21 protein-coding genes are annotated in these 22,033 nt (G+C 67.8%); 15 read left to right on the top strand and 6 right to left on the bottom strand.

Annotated elements, in window-relative coordinates; genetic code table 11:
- The first annotated feature begins 28 nt into the window (after positions 1-28).
- From C5E05_RS11685 to C5E05_RS11675, 3 genes are all read left to right on the top strand, one after another.
- Complete coding sequence (locus tag C5E05_RS11685) at positions 29-1,345, top strand: sensor histidine kinase (protein ID WP_104243818.1); 1,317 nt, start codon at positions 29-31, stop codon at positions 1,343-1,345.
- Positions 1,339-2,055 (top strand): response regulator transcription factor, encoded by a 717-nt coding sequence (locus tag C5E05_RS11680; RefSeq protein WP_104342014.1) that lies wholly within the window; start codon positions 1,339-1,341, stop codon positions 2,053-2,055. The genes C5E05_RS11685 and C5E05_RS11680 overlap by 7 nt, the downstream gene beginning before the upstream one ends.
- Before the next feature lie 115 nt (positions 2,056-2,170).
- Positions 2,171-2,710 (top strand): MarR family winged helix-turn-helix transcriptional regulator, encoded by a 540-nt coding sequence (locus tag C5E05_RS11675; RefSeq protein WP_258063421.1) that lies wholly within the window; start codon positions 2,171-2,173, stop codon positions 2,708-2,710.
- On the opposite strand, the gene C5E05_RS11670 is transcribed toward C5E05_RS11675, so the two are convergent.
- Positions 2,707-3,090 carry a hypothetical protein gene (locus C5E05_RS11670; protein WP_104243822.1) on the bottom strand — a complete coding sequence of 128 codons (384 nt, stop codon included), beginning with the start codon at positions 3,088-3,090 and terminating at the stop codon, positions 2,707-2,709. The genes C5E05_RS11675 and C5E05_RS11670 overlap by 4 nt on opposite strands.
- A gap of 171 nt (positions 3,091-3,261) precedes the next feature.
- On the opposite strand from C5E05_RS11670, the gene trmB reads away from it, so the two are divergent.
- Positions 3,262-4,002: a tRNA (guanosine(46)-N7)-methyltransferase TrmB gene (gene trmB / locus C5E05_RS11665; protein WP_104342013.1), complete on the top strand. Its 741-nt coding sequence runs from the start codon at positions 3,262-3,264 to the stop codon at positions 4,000-4,002.
- On the opposite strand, the gene C5E05_RS11660 is transcribed toward trmB, so the two are convergent.
- The gene (locus C5E05_RS11660; RefSeq protein WP_104342012.1) at positions 3,980-5,596 is read right to left on the bottom strand and encodes a DHA2 family efflux MFS transporter permease subunit; all 1,617 of its coding nucleotides are present in this window, start codon (positions 5,594-5,596) and stop codon (positions 3,980-3,982) included. The two genes, trmB and C5E05_RS11660, sit on opposite strands and share 23 nt — an antisense overlap.
- A gap of 276 nt (positions 5,597-5,872) precedes the next feature.
- On the opposite strand from C5E05_RS11660, the gene C5E05_RS11655 reads away from it, so the two are divergent.
- The 3 genes from C5E05_RS11655 to C5E05_RS11645 all read left to right on the top strand — a co-directional run bounded on the left by C5E05_RS11655 (position 5,873) and on the right by C5E05_RS11645 (position 9,120).
- The gene (locus C5E05_RS11655; protein WP_104243828.1) at positions 5,873-7,387 is read left to right on the top strand and encodes a dicarboxylate/amino acid:cation symporter; all 1,515 of its coding nucleotides are present in this window, start codon (positions 5,873-5,875) and stop codon (positions 7,385-7,387) included.
- Between the two features lie 656 nt (positions 7,388-8,043).
- Positions 8,044-8,415 carry a DUF2834 domain-containing protein gene (locus C5E05_RS11650; RefSeq protein WP_104243830.1) on the top strand — a complete coding sequence of 124 codons (372 nt, stop codon included), beginning with the start codon at positions 8,044-8,046 and terminating at the stop codon, positions 8,413-8,415.
- Positions 8,416-8,670: 255 nt separating this feature from the next.
- Positions 8,671-9,120, top strand: a complete 450-nt coding sequence (locus C5E05_RS11645; RefSeq protein WP_104342011.1) for a hypothetical protein — start codon at positions 8,671-8,673, stop codon at positions 9,118-9,120.
- Here the strand turns inward: C5E05_RS11645 and C5E05_RS11640 are convergent.
- Positions 9,059-10,087 carry a S41 family peptidase gene (locus C5E05_RS11640; protein ID WP_104342010.1) on the bottom strand — a complete coding sequence of 343 codons (1,029 nt, stop codon included), beginning with the start codon at positions 10,085-10,087 and terminating at the stop codon, positions 9,059-9,061. The two genes, C5E05_RS11645 and C5E05_RS11640, sit on opposite strands and share 62 nt — an antisense overlap.
- Positions 10,088-10,183: 96 nt before the next feature.
- Positions 10,184-11,161 carry an aldo/keto reductase gene (locus tag C5E05_RS11635; RefSeq protein ID WP_104342009.1) on the bottom strand — a complete coding sequence of 326 codons (978 nt, stop codon included), beginning with the start codon at positions 11,159-11,161 and terminating at the stop codon, positions 10,184-10,186.
- Positions 11,162-11,263: 102 nt separating this feature from the next.
- Here C5E05_RS11635 and C5E05_RS11630 point away from each other — a divergent pair, with 102 nt between their 5' ends.
- The 3 genes from C5E05_RS11630 to C5E05_RS11620 all read left to right on the top strand — a co-directional run bounded on the left by C5E05_RS11630 (position 11,264) and on the right by C5E05_RS11620 (position 14,887).
- Positions 11,264-12,154 carry a helix-turn-helix transcriptional regulator gene (locus C5E05_RS11630; RefSeq protein WP_104342026.1) on the top strand — a complete coding sequence of 297 codons (891 nt, stop codon included), beginning with the start codon at positions 11,264-11,266 and terminating at the stop codon, positions 12,152-12,154.
- Positions 12,155-12,263: 109 nt separating this feature from the next.
- Positions 12,264-13,877 carry an FGGY family carbohydrate kinase gene (locus C5E05_RS11625; RefSeq protein WP_104342008.1) on the top strand — a complete coding sequence of 538 codons (1,614 nt, stop codon included), beginning with the start codon at positions 12,264-12,266 and terminating at the stop codon, positions 13,875-13,877.
- Positions 13,874-14,887: an NAD(P)-dependent oxidoreductase gene (locus C5E05_RS11620; RefSeq protein ID WP_181059545.1), complete on the top strand. Its 1,014-nt coding sequence runs from the start codon at positions 13,874-13,876 to the stop codon at positions 14,885-14,887. The genes C5E05_RS11625 and C5E05_RS11620 overlap by 4 nt, the downstream gene beginning before the upstream one ends.
- A 53-nt stretch (positions 14,888-14,940) precedes the next feature.
- Here C5E05_RS11620 and C5E05_RS11615 read toward each other — a convergent pair whose 3' ends face one another.
- Positions 14,941-15,936 carry a sugar-binding transcriptional regulator gene (locus C5E05_RS11615; RefSeq protein ID WP_104342007.1) on the bottom strand — a complete coding sequence of 332 codons (996 nt, stop codon included), beginning with the start codon at positions 15,934-15,936 and terminating at the stop codon, positions 14,941-14,943.
- Between the two features lie 77 nt (positions 15,937-16,013).
- Between C5E05_RS11615 and C5E05_RS11610 the strand changes: the two genes are divergently transcribed.
- The 5 genes from C5E05_RS11610 to C5E05_RS11590 all read left to right on the top strand — a co-directional run bounded on the left by C5E05_RS11610 (position 16,014) and on the right by C5E05_RS11590 (position 21,549).
- Complete coding sequence (locus tag C5E05_RS11610; RefSeq protein WP_104307517.1) at positions 16,014-17,318, top strand: MFS transporter; 1,305 nt, start codon at positions 16,014-16,016, stop codon at positions 17,316-17,318.
- 34 nt (positions 17,319-17,352) lie between these two features.
- Positions 17,353-17,985: a class II aldolase/adducin family protein gene (locus C5E05_RS11605; protein ID WP_104243846.1), complete on the top strand. Its 633-nt coding sequence runs from the start codon at positions 17,353-17,355 to the stop codon at positions 17,983-17,985.
- A gap of 25 nt (positions 17,986-18,010) precedes the next feature.
- Complete coding sequence (locus tag C5E05_RS11600; protein WP_104342006.1) at positions 18,011-19,546, top strand: aldehyde dehydrogenase; 1,536 nt, start codon at positions 18,011-18,013, stop codon at positions 19,544-19,546.
- Positions 19,528-20,739 carry an MFS transporter gene (locus C5E05_RS11595; protein ID WP_104342005.1) on the top strand — a complete coding sequence of 404 codons (1,212 nt, stop codon included), beginning with the start codon at positions 19,528-19,530 and terminating at the stop codon, positions 20,737-20,739. Before C5E05_RS11600 ends, C5E05_RS11595 begins: the two co-directional genes overlap by 19 nt.
- A 114-nt stretch (positions 20,740-20,853) precedes the next feature.
- Positions 20,854-21,549, top strand: a complete 696-nt coding sequence (locus tag C5E05_RS11590) for an alpha/beta fold hydrolase (RefSeq protein WP_104342004.1) — start codon at positions 20,854-20,856, stop codon at positions 21,547-21,549.
- Between the two features lie 184 nt (positions 21,550-21,733).
- Here C5E05_RS11590 and C5E05_RS11585 read toward each other — a convergent pair whose 3' ends face one another.
- The gene (locus C5E05_RS11585; RefSeq protein ID WP_104243854.1) at positions 21,734-22,006 is read right to left on the bottom strand and encodes a hypothetical protein; all 273 of its coding nucleotides are present in this window, start codon (positions 22,004-22,006) and stop codon (positions 21,734-21,736) included.
- Positions 22,007-22,033 lie beyond the last annotated feature (27 nt).

Below are 22,033 nucleotides of genomic sequence, written 5' to 3'. Positions count from 1 at the left end.
TGTCGGTGGTGGTTCCTAGACTCGCTGCATGACCGTTCCGCTGCCGAAAGCTCCGCCCCTCGTGGACGAACTGGCCCTCGACGGCGTGGAGACGGCTGGTGGGCTGACGCAGAGCGACCTGCGGTCGGCTGAAACTCCGGTGGAGAACCGACGCTGGAAGCCGTGGATGCGCGCGGTGACCATCTCGCTCGGCTCGTTCCTCGGCGGGGCGCTCCTGTTCGTGCTCACGCTCGCGCTCCAGGTGGAGGATCCCGCAACAGATTCGGAATCCGGCGCATTCATCGGGTTCCTGATCGTCAACGTGGTCGTCGGCCTCGCGGCCTGCATCGCCATCGGCCCGGTTCGCGGGTCGCGCGCTGGAAACCTGTGGATCGTCGCCGTCGGCATGGCGAGCTCGCTCGCTTTCGCGGCCTGGCTCGTCGCTGTCATGCGCCTCGGAGCCAGGCGTTCGCTGCCCATGGATGTCTCGGTCGTCGCGATCGTCGTGGTCGGCGGCATCCTCTGGGACTGGTTCGAATCGAGCATCTCCGGCCGCGCGCCCATGGACGCACCGATCTTCTACATCGTCGTCGTCGCGCTCTCGACGATCATCGCCCTGCTCTTCGGCCGGTCACGGGGCACGCGAGCCGCGCTCATCACGTCGCTGCGGGCCCAGGCCGCCTCGGCTGAGCGCGAACGCGCGGCCCTGGCCCAGAGCCGCGCCTCCGACATCGAGCGCGCACGCGCCGAGGAGCGCGCCGCCATCGCCCGCGACATGCACGACTCCATCTCCCACGACCTCGCGGTCGTCGCCACGCAGGCCGGCGCGCTCGCCTACCGCAGCGATCTGTCACCCGAGCTGGTCAGGGAGACGGCCGCCACGGTTCGCGAGTCCGCTGCGCGAGCGAACACGCAACTCCGGGAGGTGCTGCAGGGCATGCGCGAGCCGAGCGAGACCGGGCGAGACGACACGCCGCTCCCCGACCTGGACGGGCTCGCGTCCCTCCTCGTCGACGGCATCCCCGCACACGCGCCGCCTCAGATGACCTGGCTCACCGTCGGGCCAGGAGACCTCTCGAAGCTCTCCGAGGAGCGCATCCGCGCGCTCCACCGCACCCTCTCCGAGCTGTTCGTCAACGCTGGGAAGCACGCACCGGGAGCGGAGGTGCGCGTCGAGCTCGCCGGCGGCGACACCGAGATGGCCATCTCGGTCGCGAACGCCGTCCAGCAGGGGCAGGCTCCCGCGCCGGGCACCGGCTACGGACTCATCGGCGCTCGGGAGCGCATCCACCTCGTGGGCGGCACGCTCGAGGCAGGAGCTCGCACAGACGGCGACTTCGTGGTGGAGGTGAGGCTCCCGTGGTGAACCCCGACAGCATCCGCGTGCTCATCGTCGACGACGAGGCGGGCATCCGTCTCGGCCTGCGCCTGCTCATCGATGGCGCAGAGGGCATTCGTGTCGTCGGCGAGGGCACCAACGGCGAAGAGGCGCTCGCGCTCGCCGCCGAACAGCACCCCGACGTGATCCTCATGGACGTTCGGATGCCCGGGCTCACCGGCATCGACGCCGTCGAGCGACTTACCGCCTCCGGTTCGAGGGCGAAGGTCGTCATGCTCACGGCGTTCGACACCGAGGAGTTCCTCCTGGATGCGCTCCGGGCAGGCTCGGTCTCCTTCCTGCTGAAGGACGCCCCACCCGAGGACATCGTCGGGGCGGTGCTCGACGCCGCGCGAGGCAAGGCCGTCTTCTCGCCGAGCGCCCTCGACCGGCTCGTACGCGCGGCCGCGAACGGCTCGAAGGATGGCGCTCACCACGGCGACAGCGTCGGCACAGGTCAGCGCCCCGCTCGCGACGCACGGGGCGACGAGGTCCTCGCGAGCGTCACGAGCCGAGAGCGGGAGATCGCCCGCTACGTCGCGCAGGGCATGACCAACGCGGAGATCGCTACCGCGCTCTACGTCAGCCAGGCGACGGTCAAGACGCACCTCGCGAGCCTGTTCTCGAAGCTCCACGTCACCAACCGCGTCCAACTCGCGCTGCTCACCCTGGAGTGGGACGCCGCCGGCAGAGTCTGAGCGACCGGCTGGCGGCGCCTGACCGGGGGCTGACCGGCGCCTGACCGTGACGGGTGGCCGCATGCTCCCTGCGTGTACTCTGGGCGGCACCACGGAGATCAAGGGGAGCGCTGCCATGCCGAACATCTCTGCCGCCGAGCGCGACGGCCAGGACGACGGCCAGAGCCCCACCCCGACGGCCGAGCAGAGCCCGGCGCTGCTGCTGAGCATGGCGCTCACCGAGTATGCCGAAGCACGATCCGCGTCGCAGAGCGGGGCACGCCGCTCGCTCGGCATCGGCGAGATGGATGCTCGTGCCCTCGCCTACCTCACGGAGAACCCGGGCGCCAGGCCCAGCGCCCTTCGCGCGCACCTCGGGCTCACGTCCGCCGGTGTCTCCACCCTGTGCGACCGCCTCATCGAGCGGGGCACGATCCATCGCGACATCGACCCGAGCGACCGCCGCGCGAGCCTGCTGACCGTCATCGTCGACCTCGACGCGGAGCCGTGGAATCGCCTCGGCGAATTCGACCGCGACCTCGCCGCGGCCATCGCGGCCGAGGCCGAGCCAGAGACGCTCCTGCGCCTGGCGGAGCTGCTGACACACGCCCTCAGCGTCGGCAACGCGTCGAGCGCAGATGCCGGCGCAGACGCCGCCGCACCTGGCCAGAGCTAGGAGGTCGCCTCAGCCGACACGGGAGTGCGCCCGGTCTGCGAGTGGAGTTCGGCGACCAGCACGATCGACTTCGCCTGCAGGAAGGTGCAGAGCGCTGAGACGACCGCGAGCTCCTGCGAGAGCGCGTGCACGTCGGCGGCAGACAGGTGGAGCGTGTGCTCGCGCGGTTCCATGGTGACCGACCAGCGCGGGCTCTCCCGCGTGCCCGGCTGCAGGTAGACGTCAGTGGGCACGTGCGTCAGCTGCACCCGGACGAGGCCGGTGTCGTGCCCTTCATCGCCGTCCTGCACGATGACGTTGACGACCCCGGGCTCGACATAGCCGAGGCCCTCGAACTCGCGAGCCCATGACTCGAGCACTTCCTTGCTGCGATACGGCATCCTGAACCTCCGAACCGGGGTGATCTCTTCCACTCCCCAGCATCCACCATCCGCGGCGTCTTCACCGCCTTCCCGCCCGCCCCTGGCGGAGGCTGGCACACTTTGCCGCGTCGGGGAGCCTTCGAAGGCGCCGACTCTCGGGCCGCCGCCCGCATCGCCTAGGTTGGTCGGGTGTCAGACGAAGCAACCACCCAGCCGGCGCAGGATTCCTCGCATCGACCGATCTTCTCGTTCTCGCGACGCAGCGGCCGCCTCACCGACGGCCAGCAGACGTCGTGGGAGTCGCTCGGCCCGAAGTACCTCGTCGAGGTCGAGCGCGCGGAGCTGGACTTCTCCGTGAGCCCGACCTTCCGGGTCGACCCGGCCGAGCTGTTCGGCCGGGATGCGCGGCTTGTCGTCGAGGTCGGCTCGGGCACCGGTGAGGCGGTTGTGGCGGCGGCCGCCGCGCATCCCGAATGGAACTTCCTGGCGGTCGAGGTGTTCGTGGCGGGTCTCGCGCGCACCCTTCGGCGCGTCGAGGACGCGGGGCTCTCGAACGTGCGACTCGTCGAGGCGAACGCCGTCGAGGTGCTCGAGCACATGCTTCCCGCGGGCAGTGTCGAGGAGCTGTGGATCTTCTTCCCCGACCCGTGGCACAAGGCGAAGCACACGAAGCGTCGGCTGGTGCGGGATGGCTTCGGCGCCGTCGCGGCAAGGTCCCTCCGCGCCGGCGGCCGTATGCGGCTCGCGACGGACTGGGAGGACTACGCCTTCCAGATGCGCGAGGTGCTGGATGCGGCTCCCGAGTTCACGAGCGAGCACCCGGGCAGCTGGGCCCCGCGCTTCGAAGGCAGGACCCTCACGGTGTTCGAGCGCAAGGCGGAGAAGGCCGGGAGGCGCATCCACGACCTCAGCTACGTGACGGCGGGCTAGCTTCCGCCTGAGACGACTCCTCGTCCTCTCGCTTCCCCGATCCGAGCCGGATCGTCGCGGCGAGTCCGAGGGCCAGGAACGCGGCGGCGGTGAACGCTGACGCGCGGGTGCCGTCGGAGAGCGCGGCCTTGGCGTCGTCGGCGAGGTCGGCCGTTGCTGGGTTCTCGCCGAGGCCCGCGATCGCGCCGCCGGCAGAGTCGACGACCGCCGAGACCACCTGATCTCGCTGCTCGGCGGGCACCTGGGCGTCGTCGAGCGAAGCGCCAAGGGCGGAGCCCGTCGTGGTGAACAGGATGGTGCCCAGGATGGCGACGCCGAGCGCCGACCCCACCTGCCGGGATGTGGACTGCGTGCCGGACCCCTGCCCGGAGAGCTCGACGGGCACATCCTGCAGCACGACACCCGTCAGCTGCGCCGTGGCGAGCCCGACACCGAAGCCGTACACGAACAGGGCGGGGATAAGCCAGCCCCACTGCGCATCCGGGGCGATGATGAACCCCGCCCAGGCGATGCCGATGATCTCCGCGAGGATGCCGACGCGCACGATGACCACCGCGCTCACCTTGCCACTGCTCGCCCCCGCGAAGCCACTCGCGACGAACGAGCCGGCCGCGAGCGCCAGGAGCACGAACCCGGTCTGCAGTGCATCGAAGCCGAGCACGAACTGCAGCCACAGCGGCAGCGACAGGATGATGCCGAACTCCCCGAGGGCGACGACAAGCGCCGCCACGTTGCCGTTGCGGAACGACGAGATGCGGAAGAGGGAGAACTCGAGGAGCGTCGACTCGCCCCGACGGGAACGGGACACGCCTCGCACGATGAAGAGGGCGAGCGCCACGGCCGAGATGGCGAACGCCACCGGCACCGGCGAGATGGGGAGGGGCCACTCGAACGACCCGATCGTGAACGTCTCGTCGACCGCCCACCAGCCGTACGTGCGCCCCTCGATGAGCCCGAAGACGAGCGCCCCGAACGTGACCACGGAGAGGGCCGCGCCGACGAGGTCGAGGGGCTTCTGCGTCGACTCCCGCGACTCGTTCACGAAGAGCAGGACACCGACGACGATGATGATGCCGAGTGGCACGTTGATGCCGAACGCCCACCGCCACGAGAACGCTGTTGTGAGCCAGCCGCCGAGGAGCGGGCCGACGGCCGCCATGCCGCCGATCGTCGACCCCCAGACGGCGAACGCGATGCCCCGCTCCCGGCCGCGGAAGGTCGCGTTGATGATCGACAGCGTGGTCGGCAGGATCATGGCGCCGCCCACCCCCTGCACGAGGCGGGCGAGGATCAGCAGCCCGCCGGTCGGCGCGAGCGCGGCAGCCACCGAGGCGAGCGCGAAGATCACGACCCCGATCAGCATCAGCCGCCGTCGCCCGACGCGGTCGGCGAGGCTGCCGAACAGGAGCAGCAGCGACGCGAACACCAGCGTGTACGCCTCCTGCACCCACTGGACCTCGGTCGACGTGATGCCGAGCTCCGTCACGATCGACGGCACGGCGACGTTCACGATCGTCGAGTCGACGATGATGAGCGCGACCGCGACGCTGATGAAGACCAGACCAACCCACCGACGACGCGCTGACTCCGCCATGATGCTCACTTCTTCTGCTGTGGAACGAGGAGGACGAGGTGAGACTACGCCCGCGATTCTGGAACTTTGCTCAATTGTTTAACTACTTTCGAGGCCGAGATAAATGAGGTGATGGTGCCGTTTCATTCCCTCCCTGACCGTTCATGACATCCTCCGGCGCACCATTTGTTGCGTGTCACGAAGCGTCACACCCTGGCCAGACCGATGGTCCAGGCGTAGCCTCGCTCAGTTCGTGAGAAATCTCGCGAGCTGAGAAATCGCATCGGGAGATCTTCCATGTCGGCCAACACCCCAGGCACCCCCACCTCCGAGGTGGCATCCAACGCCACCGGAGCAGAGGACACGCCGCGCCCCAAGAGCCGCGCGCGCAAGCTCCTCACCTCGTTCGGATTCCAGATCCTCGCCGCCCTCGTTCTGGGTGTTGTCCTCGGACTCGTCGCCCGCAACCTCGGCGACGACGCTGAAGGCAACCCGAACGGGCTCGCGGCGACACTCGACACCATCGGCAGCTCGTACGTCACGATCCTGACGGCCGCCGTGGTCCCGCTCATCCTGACCGCCGTCATCTCGAGCATCGCGCAGCTGCGCCTCGTGACGAACGCGGCGAGGCTCGCGGGCCAGACGCTGCTCTGGTTCGGCATCACGGCACTCATCGCCGTGACGATCGGCATCACGCTCGGCGTCACCATCCAGCCGGGCAACCGCGTCGACCAGTCGCAGCTCGAGACGGGCGAGCCCTCCTCCGTCGGCACCTGGTGGAACTTCCTCACCGGCCTCGTGCCGCAGAACTTCCTCGGCATGGGCGTGCGCTCGCGCGTCGACGCCGAGACAGGCGACGTGACCTCGACGATCGCGTTCAACGTGCTGCAGGTCATCGTCATCGCTGTTGTCATCGGCATCGCGGCCCTTCGCCTCGGCAAGCGCGCCGAGCCGTTCCTCGAGTTCACGGCCTCTGCCCTCGCGGTCATCCAGAAAGTCCTGTGGTGGATCATCCGCATCGCCCCGCTCGGCACGCTCGGGCTCATCGCGAGCGCCGTCGTCGACTACGGCTGGGAGAAGCTCACGAGCCTCGCCTGGTTCGCGATCGCCATCTACGTGGGCCTCGCCCTCGTGCTGTTCGTCGTGTACCCGATCCTCGTGAAGGCGCACGGCCTCTCGGTCGGCCGCTTCTTCTCCGGCGTGTGGCCGGCCGTGCAGCTCGCGTTCGTGAGCCGCTCGTCCATCGGCACGCTCCCCCTCACGCAGCGCGTCACCGAGCGCAACCTCGGCGTGCCCCGCGAGTACGCATCCTTCGCCGTGCCGTTCGGCGCGACCACGAAGATGGACGGATGCGCCGCGATCTACCCGGCCATCGCCGCGATCTTCGTCGCCCAGTTCTTCGGCATCGAGCTGTCGATCATGCAGTACATCCTCATCGTGGTCGTCTCCGTCGTCGGTTCGGCCGCGACGGCCGGCACGACGGGTGCGACCGTCATGCTCACGCTCACCCTGTCGACGCTCGGCCTGCCCCTCGAGGGCGTCGGCCTGCTGCTCGCTATCGACCCGATCCTCGACATGGGCCGCACCGCGACCAACGTCGCCGGCCAGGCACTCGTGCCGATGATCGTCGCGAAGCGCGAGGGCATCCTCAACGAGAAGCTCTACAACGCGCCCCGCGGCGACGTCGCCTTCTCCGACGAGACCGACGAGGAGGTGGAGGAGACCATCAAGCGCTCCACCGCCTCGACCTCGGACCGCGAGCAGGACGAGTTCGAAGGCGCGACGCTGCAGGACGCGGAACGCCGCAGCTAGCAGCGCCGCAACGATCAACGGGCGCTTGCCCTCGGAACCCCCAGCGGGCATCCGGGAGCGGGCGCCCGTTCTGCGTCTGCGCCGCCAGCCCGCGCAGCACAAGCCGCCCGCCCCACGCCGGCCCGCGCCGCGCCGCCGGCCCGCGCCCTCCCGCGCCGCCTGCCCGCACCATCCCGCACCGCCGAGAGCTGACTTGTGGTCGTTTCCAGCGAGTCTTGACGACCACAACTCAGCCCTCGGCCGCCGCGCTCGCATCGAGGGCCGGGATGAGGTCGGGACACGTTCGGGGTGCGCGCGGCCGGGATGCGCGCGGCCGCGCCATCCCCCACCGCCCAGAGCCGACTTATGGTCGCTTCCAGCGATTCTTGACGACCACAACTCAGCCCTCGGCCGCCGCGCTCGCATCGAGGCCCGGGATGAGGTCGGGACAGGTTCGGGGTGCGCGGCCTCGGGACACGTTCGGGATACGCGGCCGGGACGGGACTCGGGATGCGCGAGGCCGGGCCATCCCCCACCGCCCAGAGCCGACTTAGGGTCGCTTCCAGCAAGTCTTGACGACCACAACTCAGCCCTCGGCCGCGGGACTCGCATCGAGGCCCGAGATGAGGTCGGGACAGGTTCGGGATGCGCGGGGCCGGGCGTGCGATTCTTGCCGCATGCGCGCATCCACCTGGACTCCCCTCGCGATCGTCTACCTCCTGCTCGCCATCGTCGGCGGTGCCGTGACGTGGACCTTCAACGTCATCGCCGGCATGGAGGGCAGCGCCTTCATCGGCGACTACTTCGGCAGCGGTCCCGCCGTCACGTCGATCGTGATCGACGTGCTCGTCGCCGCCACGGTTGGCGTCGTGTTCATCATCGTCGAGGGCCGCCGCCAGGGCATGCGGCGCCTGTGGGTATACATCCTGTGCTTCGGCGTGGCGTTCGCGTTCGCCCTGCCGCTGTTCCTCGCGATGCGGGAGCGGCACCTGGCGTCGAGACGCCGCGCACCTGGTCTGCCCGGCCGTGCGGACTTTTCGCAACGGTGATGGGTTTTTACCCATCACCGGTTGCCGAAACCCCGCACGCGCATCCGCAGAACCCATCACCGTTGCGAGCACCCAGCACGAGGTGAAACCTCCCACTGGGACGCAGCCCAGTCGTCACGGGACAGGAGCACGGCTCGTTCCCCCTCGGGCTCCGCAACGTCAAACCGGTGCTTCCGCCCTGGAAAAGCGGCTCATGGCACCGGACCCAGCACCTCTCGTGCGCAGTGCACGGACGGGCCGTCGTGGCAAGTGTCGATGGAGGCCGCACTCGTCGATGGAGGCCATGTTCGCGGCATCGCGCCTGGTACCCGCGGTGAGCTGGAGCGCGTCGCGACGGGCGATCTGCGACTCGGTGAGCACAATCACGTCGGCGGCGGCGCGCTCCTCGTCCTCACCCGAGCCGTGCGCAACCTGGACCCTGCCGCCCGCTTCGCGCTGCGGCTCGGCTTCGCGCTAGCGACGGCTGTCCTGGTCGGTGCGACTTTCGTCGTGCTCTCGCAGCGCTTCGAGGTGCTGGACCTCAACACCGGGCCGGCCCCGTGGATCGAAGGCTGGCTGACCAGAGGCGGCACCGCCTCCGTCGTGCACCTGATGCTGATCGTGCTGGTGGCGATGCTGGTCGCCGGGCGCGAGCGAGACACAGTCAGACTGCCGCGCACTGCCCCGCAAGCCAGTCGTGGGCCAGCGCCGGGGCCTCACCCGTGAGCGCGGACACGTCCGGCTGGATGGGCTCTGGCATGACCGCGCCGGTTCGGTCCGTGTAGCGGGAGGTCGTGAGGAGGATCTTGGAGCCGTCGGCGAGCATGAAGCCGTCGACGCCGGTCGCGAGGCCGTTGCTCTTCTCCCCGAAGGTCGTCACGTTGCTCTGCCCGGTGAACGCGGTCAGCACCATCTCAGCGGCCGACGCGGTGTAGAAATCCTGCAGGACGGCGATCGGCTTGCCGTCGAAGACGTTCGTGTCGATGTCCACTTCTGCATCGAAGCGCAGCTCGTGACCGTCGTCTGACGTCGCGCTCTCCGTGGTCACGGTGATCGCGCTGTGTGTGCCGTCGCGGTCCACGAATCCCGCGACGTCGTTCGTGTCGAAGAGCGGCGAGACCGCGCCGAGCATCGGGAATGCGCTGCCGCCCCAGTTGCCGCGCAGGTCCACGACGAAGCCGCACGTCTCCGTGTCCGCGAGCGCGGCCAGCCCATCGACACCGGCGCGCGCATACTCCTCGGCGAGCTGACCCTCATGTCCGATCGCCGACACGGTGATCGTGACGGTGCGTCCGTCAGTTGCCTTGACCGTCGGCGGGGCGCTCGGTGCTTCCGCGTACAGAGCATCCCGCTCGTCCGCGGGGAGGAACCTCGCGTGCCTTCCTCCGGCGTCGCCGGCAGCTGCCGCGATGAGTTCGTACGCCTCCTCGAGGTCTTCCGCCTGCGCGCCCGCCGCGATGAGGGCATCCCGTTCGAACGACCAATCTCCGCCCGAGAAGAGGCCGTTCTCTTCCAGGATGTGCGCGGCCTCTTCGACGAGCGCGGCCGGGCTCACTGGCGAGGGCAGACTGGGCGTCGGCTCCGGAGCTGCGGAGCACCCGGAGAGCCCCACCGCGAGTGCGGCAACCACGGCAAGCGAGACGCTGGCGCGCAGACTTCGCGTGCCTTGACCTCCGCGGGCGACGCTGCTCATGTTTCCACCCTACGATCTCGTCGATTCGCGTCAGCGGGGCCGCGGCGAGCCACGTATGCCCGGCTTCTCACGACCCCGCTCCTCACCGCGTACGACTCACTGGTCGATGGACGCCATGTTCGCGGCGTCGTGCCTGGCACCCGCGGCCGGCTCGAGCGCGTCGAGGCGAGTGATCTGCGACTCGGTGAGCACAATCGCGTCGGCGGCGGTGTTCTCCTCGACGCGGCTCACGCGGCGTGTACCCGGGATGGGGGCGATGTCGTCGCCGCGCGTGAGGATCCAGGCCAGCGCCGTCTGGGCTGGCGTCGCGCCGATCTCCTCCCCGATCGCACGGACCTCGTCGACGATGCGCAGGTTGCGCTCGAAGTTCTCGCCCGTGAATCGCGGGTTCGACTTGCGCCAGTCGTCGTCCGCGAAATCGGCGACCGAACGGATCTGACCGGTGAGGAGCCCGTGGCCCAGCGGGGAATACGGCACGAATCCGATGCCGAGTTCTCGAAGCAGCGGGAGGATCTCAGCCTCCACGTCACGCGTCCACAGCGAGTAATCGGTCTGCAGCGCGGTGACGGGATGCACGGCGTGCGCCCGCCGGATCGTCTCGGGGGATGCCTCCGATAGCCCGAAATGCAGGACCTTGCCCTCGGCGACCAGCTCGGAGACGGCACCCGCCGTGTCCTCGATGGGAGTGTTCCGGTCGACGCGGTGCTGGTAGTAGAGGTCGATGTGGTCGGTGCCGAGTCGGCGCAACGAGCCTTCGACGGCGGCACGGATGTTCTCTGGGCTGCTATCGACACCCGGCCGCCGCTCGGCGTGGGAGTAGAGACCGAACTTCGTCGCGATCTTGACCTCGTCGCGGCGCCCCTTGATCGCCTCGCCGACGATCTCCTCGCTGAGGAAGGGGCCGTAGATCTCTGCCGTGTCGATGTGGGTCACGCCGAGTTCGAGCGCTCGGTCGATGGTCGCGATCGATTCGGAGTGGTCGAGCGCGCCCTCGCTTGTGTAGGTACCCGCCATGGTCATGGCGCCGAGTCCGATGCGGGAGACCTCGAGGCCTCCGAGAGTGATGTGCTTCATGGAAAGCAGTCAATCCGCATCCATCGACGACAGCGCGGCCCTGATGTGAGGTGCACTGACAGGGCCCCTCTGGGCAGCGAGCTGCGGCGTATGGTCGCTGGCATGGACACCCATGACGACCTGAGCGCGTTCCTCACCTCCCGACGCGCGAAGCTCACGCCGTCGCAGGCGGGGTTGCCCGACTTCGGTGGTCGACGCCGCGTTCCTGGGCTTCGCCGCGAGGAGGTCGCACTGCTCGCGGGGATGAGCGCCGAGTACTACAAGCGACTCGAGCGAGGCAACGCCGGCGGTGTCTCCGAGGCCGTGCTCGACGGCGTGAGCCGTGCCCTGCACCTCGACGAGGCCGAGCATGCGCACCTGCACGAACTGGTGAGGGCGGCCAATGAGGGCACGCGCCCGCAGCGACAGCGCCGCACCAAGAAGCAGCAGCTCAGCGCAGCCATGCGGCAGACCATCGACGCCATGTCGACGGTGCCCGTGTTCATCCAGAACGGCAGACTCGACGCGATCGCGACCAACACGCTCGGTCGTGCGCTGTTCGCCCCGATGTTCGAGGATGCCCGCTCGCCTGTCAACGCGGCCCGGTTCCTCTTTCTCGACGAGCGCTCGCATGACTTCTACCGCGACTGGGAGGGCAACACGCGTCAGATCGTGGCACTCCTCCGATCCGAGGCTGGCCGCTCCCCGCACGACCGCAACCTCAGCGACCTCGTTGGCGAGCTCTCCACTCGCAGCGAGCTCTTCCGCAGGCTCTGGGGAGCTCACGACGTGCGCGAGCACCGCGACGGGCTGAAGCGCGTGCACCACCCCGTCGTAGGCGACCTCGACCTCACCTACCAGAGCATGGATCTCGCCTCTGACCGCGGACTGCTCATGCTCGTGTTCTCCGCAGAGCCGGGGAGCGCATCCCACGAGCGCCTGCAGTTGCTGTCGAACTGGGCGTCGACGCATCCGGATCCCGCGAGCGCGGAGGCTGCGAACCGCGCGCTCTGAACCGGGGGGCGCCGAGAGCTATCCGGAGGCCACAGCGGTTGCGGGACATGTCGACTTCGTCCATACTGAACATCTGATCGCAATGACGCACTAATGTTCGGAGCTACGAATGCAAGGACGCATCCAAGCCATCCTCGGAATCGACGCGGGAACCACCTCAGTGAAGACCGTCGCCTTCGCCCTCGACGGCACGATCCTTGCCGATGCGAAATCCAGTGTTCGCATCCACAGAGACGACGACGGCCGCGCCGAGGTCGATATGACCCTCGTCTGGCAGGCCGCGGCTGCGACCATCACCGAAGTCGTCCACGAGCTCGGAGACACCGACGTCATCGCGATCGGCGTCACCGGCCAAGGCGATGGCGCTTGGCTGGTAGACAGCGACCTCCATCCGATGCGACCCGCAGCACTCTGGCTCGATGGACGGGCGAACGCACGCCTCGCCGACTGGCTCGAGGACGGTCGGGCAGCGACCGTCAACGACATCACCGGCTCCCCCCTCTTCGCCGGTGCACTCCCCCTCCTCGTCGACGAGCTCCAGGAAACCGGTGCACTCGACAACGACCGCCTCGGGTACCACCTGAACTGCAAGGACTGGCTGCGCTGGAACCTGACTGGCATCGTCGCCACCGACCCCAGCGAAGCTTCCCGCACCTACCTCGACACAGCCGTTGGCGCCTACTCGGATGAACTCCTGAGAGCCCTGAGCCACGAGCGGCTCCGGAACGCCCTACCTCCGGTGCAACCGCCAGAATCAGTCGGTGGGACGCTCCTCCCCCAGGTCGCGGAACAGCTCGGCCTTCCCGCCGGAATTCCCGTCGCCATAGGCCTTGTCGACACGGCCGCCGCAGGGGTCGGACTCGGTGCGATCGGCGACGGCCAGGGCTACGCGATCCTGGGAACAACCGGGTTCATAGGCGTGAACCACCCGTCCCGCACCGAAGTGAGGACCCGCGAGAGCATCGTGCTCTTCACCGGACGCGGCAGCCAAGTGCTGGAATCGATGGCCCCAATGACCGGGACACCGAACCTCGACTGGGTCAGAGACACGCTGGGACTCACCCACGAGCACTGGGCGGCCGTGGAGTTGCAGGCCGACGTCGTCCCTCCGGGCAGCGGCGGTGTCATCTACCTTCCATACGGGGCCCCGAGCGGCGAACGCGCACCCTTCTTCGACCCGGCGGCTTCGGCCGGCTGGCTCGGGATGAGCATCACCACAACTCCCGCGCAACTCCTCCGAAGCGTCTACGAGGGCCTGGCGTATGCACTGACGGAGTGTCTCGACATGCTCGGCCTCGACGGTGATCTTCTCGTCTGCGGTGGTGGGTCGGAATCGAACCTGCTCTGCTCGGTCCTGGCCGATGTCAGCGGTCGCAGCATCATCCGACAGCAGGCCCCAGAGGTCGGAGCCCGGGGCGCCGCCACCCTGGCGCTTCTCGCGGGGGAACACGCATCGAGCCTGGAAGACGCCGTCCACATGTTGGCACCCGCCTCGAGCACCTTCACCCCTTCCCGTGAGCGAGCCGAGATCTACCGAGACGCCTACACGACCTTCATCGAGACGCGCGATGCGCTGAGGCCGGTCTGGCCCCAGCTGCGCGCGTTGCGCGAGCGATCAACGGCTCTCGCCGTGTCCACCGAGTATCCGAAATCCGAGCCACCACGACCCGCGCCCAGCCACCCAACCAGAAGCACGCACGTCCACCAAGGAGGATCCCTGTGACCGACTCCCGCCCATCCGTCTTGATCACCGCACCGTTTGACGCGCACCAGCTGGCGCTGCTGCGGACCAGCTTCGAGGTCACCAGCATCGCCCCTTCGATGGATGGCACCTCTCTGGCCCATCGAGGCATCGACGAGCAGCTCGCGGCCGCGGAGGTGATCGTCGCAGAGCTCGACCTCATCGACGAGGCGACACTGGCCCTTGCACCGAACCTCGCGGCCGTGGTCTCCTGCAGGGCAAAACCCGTCAACGTCGACCTTGACGCGTGCTCTTCCCGGGGAATCCCCGTGATCACCACACCCGGCCGCAATGCAGAGGTGACCGCCGACCTCAGCTTCGCCCTCCTCATGGCGACTGTGCGCCACGTGTCAGCGTCTGAGCGCTGGCTACGCGCCAAGAATTGGACAGAGAGCGATGTCTTCGAACCCTACGAACGCTTCAGGAGCATCGGCCTGGGCGGGCGAACGCTCGGAATTCTCGGCGGCGGAGCAGTCGGCCGCAGAATGCTCCGACGTGCACTCGGGTTCGGGATGAAGGTCAAGGTCTACGATCCGTTCCTCCCAGCTGACGCCTTCGGATCAGACGCGGTAGTCGCCACCCTCGACGAGGTGATGTCGACCTCGGACATCGTGACGGTCCACGTGCCCCTCATGGCAGAGACGGAAGGACTCATCGGCGCGCGGGAGCTTGCGCTGATGAAGAGCGATGCGTTCCTCATCAACGCGGGTCGTGCGGCGATCATCGACGAACAGGCGCTGATGGCGGTCCTCCGCGAGCACCGCATCGCGGGCGCAGGCTTCGATGTCTTCTATCAAGAGCCACTCCCCTACGACTCCGAGCTCTTCGCGCTCGACAACGTCACGATGACACCTCATATTGCCGGCGCCTCCGACGATGTCATCGCCGAGCACTCGCGCATCGCGGCCCACGCTCTGCAGCTCTGGCTCGCCGGAGAGCCGCTCCCCGGCGTCGCGAACGCCAAGGCTCTCACGACGGCAACCGCATCCTGACGCCCTCGTGCGCCCTCCGTTCGCACGCTGAACGGAGGGCGCTTCTCGCCGACTCAGCGGAGAAGCGCCGCGGCAGTCTCCGAGTCGGTCACGAGCATGTTGATCAGGCCACTGCCGAGCGCAGCACGGAGCGCAGGCAGCTTCGTCACGCCATGCGCCATGACGAGCCTCCGCGGGATCGTGCGCATCTGCTCGAGCGTCAGCCCGACGATGCGCTCATCGAGAGCGCCGAGGACGGCCTCACCCTGCGCATCGAAGAATCGACCAGCCAAGTCTCCGACAGCACCCTGCGCCGTGAGCGCGGCCCTCGCATCAGCATCCAGCGACTTGAGCAGGAGCCCCTGGTTCGCGTCGGTTCCACCGAGACCCGCGACCAGCACACCCGCCCCGCACGCAAGACGCAGCACCTCTTGCACGCCGGGGTCGGCGTACGCACTCTTCGCCGCGTCAGCTGACGCCGCAAGGAGCGGGGCGGGCAAGTGGAATGCCTGTCCACTGGTTCGTCGACCGAGCGTCGATGCGAGCTCATGCGGGTTCGCGCCATTGACGAGACCGCCGCCACTTCCGGCGATCGGCACGAACTTGGCACCGAGCGCCTGCTCCGGCACCTGGGCGGCGACGAGCGCCACAGCGGTCGAGATCCCGAGCGCGACGACCGCATCCTTCTCGATGACGCTGACGAGCGCTTCGGCGCCGACGGCCGCGAAGGCCCGGTCGGCTTTCGCGGTATCGGCCACACTCGGTGCGACCCACGCCTGGCGAAGGTCGTAGCGTGCCGCCAGGTCACGCTCTTCGTCAGCGAAGAGGGAGTCCTGAACGTGCACGACGATCTCGACGAGGCCGGTTTCGCGCGCCTCTGCGAGCAACCTGGTGACGCGAATTCGAGACAGGCCGAGCGCGTTCGCGATCTCCTGGTGAGTGAGGCCGTGTTCGTAGTACATCCGTGCAACGCGTCCCAGCAGCATGCCGCAATCCTCCCATGGAGCTCCGCCACGGTCGCCGATCTCGTTCTCGATCGAGTACTTGACACGGCCGGATTCGACGCCCACTATGTGTGGAGCATAAGTTCACTGTTGTGAACAAATGTACACCACTAGCCAGTACGTACTCAATGAGGAGTCTCCCTATGGCAATCAGTTCTCCCTCCAGTACCGAGAGTCGGTTCGCGCGGCTCCTGCGCACGCAGGGCATCGCTCGCCCCATCGCGTGGGGATTCGTCGCGCTGACGATCTTCATGATCGGCGACGGCATCGAGGCGGGCTTCCTCTCGCCGTACCTTGATCAGCAGGGCTTCGACGCCGGACAGATCACCGCACTCTGGGCGACGTACGGCATCGTCGTCGCCGCAGCCGCCTGGCTCAGCGGTGCGCTGGCTGAAGCCTGGGGTCCGAAGCGAGTCATGATGCTCGGCTTCGGTATCTGGGTCGTCTTCCAGGTGCTCTTCCTCGTCTTCGGAGTAATGGCCGAGAACTTCAGCATCATGTTGCTGGCCTTCGGCATCAGGGGCCTTGGCTACCCGATGTTCGCGTACGGATTCCTCGTGTGGGTCACGATGGGAACGCCGGAGAACGTGATGGGCAAGGCGGTCGGCTGGTATTGGTTCTTCTCCACCCTCGGCCTCGGCGTCCTCAGCTCCTACTTCGCCGGGGCGATCATCCCGGTCATCGGAGAGCTGGCGACGCTCTGGCTCTCGCTTGCATTCGTCACGGTCGGCGGCCTCATGGTCGCTCTCCTCCTCCGCAATCCAGTCAGCAAGAAGGTCACGGTCGCGAACAGCGTTCGGGGTGTGGTGAGCAGCATCACGATCGTCGGCACGAACCCCAAGATCGGCATCGGCGGCATCGTGCGCCTCATCAATACCCTCTCGTTCTACGCGTTCGTGGTCTTCTTGACGACGTACATGGTTCGAGACGTCGGGTTCGCAGTCGCCGAGTGGCAGGTCATCTGGGGCACGATGCTCGCCGCCAACGTCGCCGCCAACCTCATCTCCGGCTACCTGTCTGACTGGATCGGGCGCGTCAACGTCGTCGCCTGGGCCGGCGGCATCGGCTGCTTCGTGACGATCCTCGCCCTGTACTACGTGCCGACCGCCATCGGCCCGAACTTCGCAGTCACCATCGCCATCGCGATCGCCTACGGACTCGCGCTCGGCATGTTCGTGCCACTTTCGGCAATCGTTCCCCTCCTCGCCCCCATGCACAAGGCAGCCGCCGTCGCCATCCTCAACCTCGGCGCTGGACTCAGCCAGTTCATCGGCCCAGTGATCGCCGGACTGGTGACCCCGATCGGGATCCAGGGAACGATCTGGGTCATCGCCAGCCTGTACCTCGTCGGGTTCGTCCTGACGTTCATGCTCAAGCCCTCGAAGCCAGGCGTCACGGCGGACCAGATGTCGTCCGCCTCATCGACACCTGCCCCCATCGCCACCTGATCCATCCACATCTCGCCAAAACTCGGAGTGACACATGACCACACAACAGCGCGTCGAAGCGCTCACTGCAGAACTCAGCGAAACGGGACTCGGCGTCGTCGAGCGGGGCCTGGCCCTCGCTTCCGGAGGCAACCTCTCGGCACGCGTCGACGACACCACCTTCGTCGTCACCGCGTCAGGCACCTGGCTCGACCGGCTCACCCCCGACGACTTCACTGTGATGAACCTCGCCGGAGAAGTCGTAGCCGGCAACCCTTCTCCGTCCAGCGAATGGAAGTTGCACCAGCGGACGTACGAGGAGCGCCAGGACATCAACTCCGTCGTGCACGTTCACCCCCAGCACGCTGTTCTCCTCGACGCGCTGGGCCACGAGATTCGGCTCATCACACTCGACCACGCGTACTACGTCCGCTCGATCGGCACCACGCCGTACTACCCGAACGGCTCCGACGAACTGGCCGATTCCGCTGCTGAGCAGGCAAAATCCCACAACTGCATCGTCATGGGCAACCACGGCTGCTCTGCGCTCGGGGAGACCATCTCCATGGCCTACCGCCGTGCGCTGAACCTCGAGGAGGCAGCGACCGCGACGTACAGGGCGCTTCTCCTTGGAGATACGACAACCACGATGCCGGCCGACGCATTCGCCGCATTGCACCACGCGTGACCGGACAAGACAACTGGAGGACTCCATGACGCACCTCAACCAGCAGGCCCCGAACCTCGAAACCGCGCTTGGCCCCGACCTGAGCAGTGCCACGCGTGTCTTCCTCGCTGCACCCCCTCGCCTGCTGATCGACGGCGAGATGGTGGAAGCGCACTCTGCTCGCACGACGGACGTCGTCGACCCGGGCACCGGGCGCGTGATCGCTCGAGCCGCTGCCGCGGATGCAGTGGATGCGGATCGCGCAGTCCGCGCGGCTCGCCGGGCTTTTGCCGACACCTCACCGTGGCGCCGAATGAGCGCGCTGGATCGAGGCCTCGCGATCACTCGCTTCGCACGCATTCTCGAGGAACACCGCGAAGAGATCATCGACCTCGAGGTCATCGACGGAGGCAAGCTTCGCCGTGACGTGGAAGCCGGCGACTTCCCGCTCGCCATCCGTCATCTCGACTACTTCGCAGGCTGGACCTCCAAGATCGAGGGGAACACGATCCCCGTATCGATCCCAGACGCGATGGTGAGGACGGAGCGAGAACCCGTCGGAGTCGTCGCGCAGATCGTGCCGTGGAACTACCCACTTCTCATGGCCATGTGGAAGATCGCCCCCGCATTGGCCGCCGGGTGCACCATCATCCTCAAGCCAGCCGAGAACACTCCGCTGAGCGCCCTGCGCTTCGGTCAACTGGCGCTCGAAGCGGGCATTCCGCCGGGCGTCCTCAACATCCTGACGGGATATGGGGCTGAAGCCGGGGAAGCCCTCGTCGATCATCCCGGCGTCGACAAGGTCGCTTTCACCGGCTCAACGGCAGTCGGAACTCGGATCGCACAGCGGGCGGCCCCCATGGTCAAACGCGTCACACTCGAGCTCGGCGGTAAGAGCCCGAACATCGTCTTCGACGACAGCCCGGTACCGGAGGCCGCGCGAGGCGCCGCATCGGCGATCTTCTCGAACGCTGGACAATCCTGCTCAGCAGGCTCACGCCTGTACATCCAGCGCGGCATCTTCGAGGAGGTCGTCGGCGAGCTCGCAACGATCGCCGAGTCGCTGCGTGTCGGTCACGGTCTTGCAGAGCAGTCGCAACTCGGTCCGCTGATCAGTCGCACGCAACACGAGCGCGTCCGCGGATTCATCGACGGCGCCCTGCAGCAGGGCGCCACAGCCGCCGCGGGCGGATCGCAGCTTCCCGACGGCGTCGACTCGGCGGGCTACTACGTGCGGCCGACCATCCTGACGGATGTCGACGACACCTTCACGGCAGTTCGGGAAGAGATCTTCGGTCCCGTCGTCGTCGCGCAGCCGTTCGACGACGTCGACGAGATCGCCAGGCGCGCCAACGACTCCCCCTATGGATTGGCGGCTGGAATCTGGACACGCGACATCGGCCGAGCGAATCGCCTCGCTCGGCGCCTTCAAGCAGGAACCGTGTACATCAACATGTACGGCGCCACCGACGCGGCCGCCCCTTTCGGCGGGTACAAGATGTCCGGCTACGGCCGCGACATGGGGCACGCGAACCTCGAGTCCTACCTCGAAACGAAGACGGTGTGGACCAGCCTCGACTGATCATCGCGCTCTGGCAGATCTCGGTCGGTATCGTCGTCCAGATCCTGGCGATCTCGTGCTGGTTCGCTACAGCCGCCGCCGTCCCGTCGCTCACCCTCGAGTTCGATCTTGATGCGACGGGGCGGACGCTGCTGGTCGCCGCGGTGCAGGCGGGGTTCGCGCTGGGCGCGGTTGCCGTAGGGCTTTCTCGCATCACCGATCGTCTCGACCCCCAGCTCCTGATCCCTGTCGGCTCGCTCGCTACCGCGCTTGTCACGCTCTTGCCGTTGCTCGCTTCCGAGAGCCTCGCGCTGCTTGTGGCTTCTCGAGTGCTTGTCGGCGTCACACTCGCCTGCGTCTACCCCGCAGGGATGCGTGCAACCGTGTCCTGGTCGACACCGCGCTGGCGGGGCCTGGCGGTCGCAGGTGTCGTCGCCGCACTCACGCTGGGGACTGCAGCGCCGCATCTGCTTGAGGCAACGCCGGTTGAGGATTGGCGAGGTGTGCTCGTCGCCTGCAGCGCCTCAGCCACCGTTGCAGCGCTCCTCGGCCTCACCCTGCGGACGGGAAGCCACGCAGCTCGGCGCTCATCCGCTGGCGACGTGCCAACGGAGAGGTCCGAGCGAGCGAGCGCCCTCACAACCTCGCCGCTCGGTTCGCGACAGCAGCAACGCATCACCTTGGCCTACATCGGCCACATGTGGGAGGTCTACGGACTCTGGGTCTGGCTTCCGGCGCTGCTTCTCACCCTTCCCGGGTGGATCGGACAGCAGATAGGCCTCTGGGCGTTCAGCATCGTCGGGCTGGCTGGCGCTGTCGGCTGCGTCATCGGCGGGGTGGTCGCGAGCCGCTACGGCAAGCGAGTCACGGCGCGCTGGTCAGTTGGGATCTCGGCCACTTGCGCCCTCGCGACGCCGGCTCTGGTCGCACTCCCGGTCGCATTCGCACTCGTCATCCTCGCCGTCTGGAGTGCATCCGCGATCGCCGATTCCCCCCTCTACTCCGCCATGGTCGGGGACGCCGCTCCCCCGCAGCAGGTCGGCAGCGCCATCGCCACGCAAATGGGTCTGGGGTATTTCCTCAGCATCGGTGCGATCGCCCTCGTCGCAGCTCTGGCCAGCGTCGTCGGCTGGCAGTACGCGTTTGTTGTGCTGGCGATCGGGCCGATCGCGAGCTTCGTCGCGCTTCGGAAGCCGGCCCGCTCACAGTCCTGAACGAACGACTGCGTCGGTTGGATCGGCGAGCACGAGGAAGCTGACTCCCGGGTTCTCGACTGACGTCATCCACTCTCACCCGACTTTGTCGGTGGTCGCCGTTAGCGTCGCACCATGAACATCATCCTCATTCCCGGCTTCTGGCTCACGGGCGATTCCTGGGCCCCCGTCACACAGGCGCTCGAAGCGGCTGGCCACACCGTGCATCCGCTGACCCTGCCTGGCAAGGGCCCCGGTGAGGACCAAGCCGGCGTCGGCCTTCGCACCCACATCGAGGCCGTCATCGCGCTCGTCGACTCGCTCGACGGCGACGTCGCGGTCGTCGGGCACAGCGGCGGCGGAGCCGTGGCCTACGGCGTCGTGGATGCGCGACCCGAGCGCGTCGCGAAGGTCGTGTACGTCGACTCCGGCCCGCTCGCAGACGGCGGCGTCATCAACGACGAACTGGAAGCGTCCGGCGCCACCCTCCCGCTGCCCGACCGCAGCGCCTTCGGAGAGCCCGAGCTGGTCGACATGAGCGAGGAGGTCTGGAAACGGCTCGAGGCAATCGCCGTGCCCGAACCCGCCGGCGTCGCGACCGAGAAGCAGCAGCTGAGCGACGAACGCCGCTACGACGTGCCAGCTGTCGTCATCACCAGCACCATGCCGGAACCACTGCTCCGGCAGTTCATGGAGGGCGGCCACCCCTACGTCGCAGAACTCGCTCGCGCACGCTCAGTTCGCATCGTCGAACTCCCGACGGGCCACTGGCCGCAGCTCACGAAGCCCGCAGAACTCGCCGCTGCCGTCGTCGACGCCGTGACGGACTGAGAACGACAAGACGCCGTATCCCGAGCACCGGCGGGTCAACCTCACCGAGCAGACATCACCGGGTGGATGTTGTCGCGCCGACGTCACCGCACCAACGCCAGCGCGTCGAACACGGAGGGGCCAAGAGAGGAGCGGGATAGAAAGAAAGAGGGGCTAGAAGATGAGGGAGAGAAGGGGCAGGGGGCTAGAAGAGGATCTGGACGACGGCGAGCAGCGCGACTCCGCCCAGGACAGCCGCGAGCACGGCGACACCGATGCGCATCTGCGGACGTCGCCGCGAGCCGATGCTGCTCGATGTCTGCGCGAGCTGCGTCGCGGCTATCAGCTCCGGTGACCCGGCCGGTGGGAGCTGCTCCGTCACACTCGCCGGGTCGGACGCAGGAACGTCGATCGAGTAGTCACTCGGGTCGACCCGCTCCGGCAGACGCTCGAACCTGCCGTTCGCTGCAGTACCCATGTCGCTCCTCCGCTCCATCGTCGCCCG

The organism is Pseudoclavibacter sp. AY1H1 (assembly GCF_002931055.1).
GTDB lineage: Bacteria > Actinomycetota > Actinomycetes > Actinomycetales > Microbacteriaceae > Pseudoclavibacter.
Note: the sequence above shows the minus strand (reverse complement) of the source record. Positions and strands in the feature narration are given on the sequence as shown.

What these genes read in the sequence shown, in the direction of transcription:
- C5E05_RS11685 (WP_104243818.1), top strand. Translation starts at nt 29, where the DNA reads ATGACCGTTCCGCTGCCGAAAGCTCCGCCCCTCGTGGACGAACTGGCC.
- C5E05_RS11675 (WP_258063421.1), top strand. Translation starts at nt 2,171, where the DNA reads ATGCCGAACATCTCTGCCGCCGAGCGCGACGGCCAGGACGACGGCCAG.
- C5E05_RS11670 (WP_104243822.1), bottom strand. Translation starts at nt 3,090, where the DNA reads ATGCCGTATCGCAGCAAGGAAGTGCTCGAGTCATGGGCTCGCGAGTTC.
- C5E05_RS11660 (WP_104342012.1), bottom strand. Translation starts at nt 5,596, where the DNA reads ATGGCGGAGTCAGCGCGTCGTCGGTGGGTTGGTCTGGTCTTCATCAGC.
- C5E05_RS11655 (WP_104243828.1), top strand. Translation starts at nt 5,873, where the DNA reads ATGTCGGCCAACACCCCAGGCACCCCCACCTCCGAGGTGGCATCCAAC.
- C5E05_RS11650 (WP_104243830.1), top strand. Translation starts at nt 8,044, where the DNA reads ATGCGCGCATCCACCTGGACTCCCCTCGCGATCGTCTACCTCCTGCTC.
- C5E05_RS11645 (WP_104342011.1), top strand. Translation starts at nt 8,671, where the DNA reads ATGGAGGCCGCACTCGTCGATGGAGGCCATGTTCGCGGCATCGCGCCT.
- C5E05_RS11640 (WP_104342010.1), bottom strand. Translation starts at nt 10,087, where the DNA reads ATGAGCAGCGTCGCCCGCGGAGGTCAAGGCACGCGAAGTCTGCGCGCC.
- C5E05_RS11635 (WP_104342009.1), bottom strand. Translation starts at nt 11,161, where the DNA reads ATGAAGCACATCACTCTCGGAGGCCTCGAGGTCTCCCGCATCGGACTC.
- C5E05_RS11630 (WP_104342026.1), top strand. Translation starts at nt 11,264, where the DNA reads ATGGACACCCATGACGACCTGAGCGCGTTCCTCACCTCCCGACGCGCG.
- C5E05_RS11625 (WP_104342008.1), top strand. Translation starts at nt 12,264, where the DNA reads ATGCAAGGACGCATCCAAGCCATCCTCGGAATCGACGCGGGAACCACC.
- C5E05_RS11610 (WP_104307517.1), top strand. Translation starts at nt 16,014, where the DNA reads ATGGCAATCAGTTCTCCCTCCAGTACCGAGAGTCGGTTCGCGCGGCTC.
- C5E05_RS11605 (WP_104243846.1), top strand. Translation starts at nt 17,353, where the DNA reads ATGACCACACAACAGCGCGTCGAAGCGCTCACTGCAGAACTCAGCGAA.
- C5E05_RS11600 (WP_104342006.1), top strand. Translation starts at nt 18,011, where the DNA reads ATGACGCACCTCAACCAGCAGGCCCCGAACCTCGAAACCGCGCTTGGC.
- C5E05_RS11590 (WP_104342004.1), top strand. Translation starts at nt 20,854, where the DNA reads ATGAACATCATCCTCATTCCCGGCTTCTGGCTCACGGGCGATTCCTGG.
- C5E05_RS11585 (WP_104243854.1), bottom strand. Translation starts at nt 22,006, where the DNA reads ATGGGTACTGCAGCGAACGGCAGGTTCGAGCGTCTGCCGGAGCGGGTC.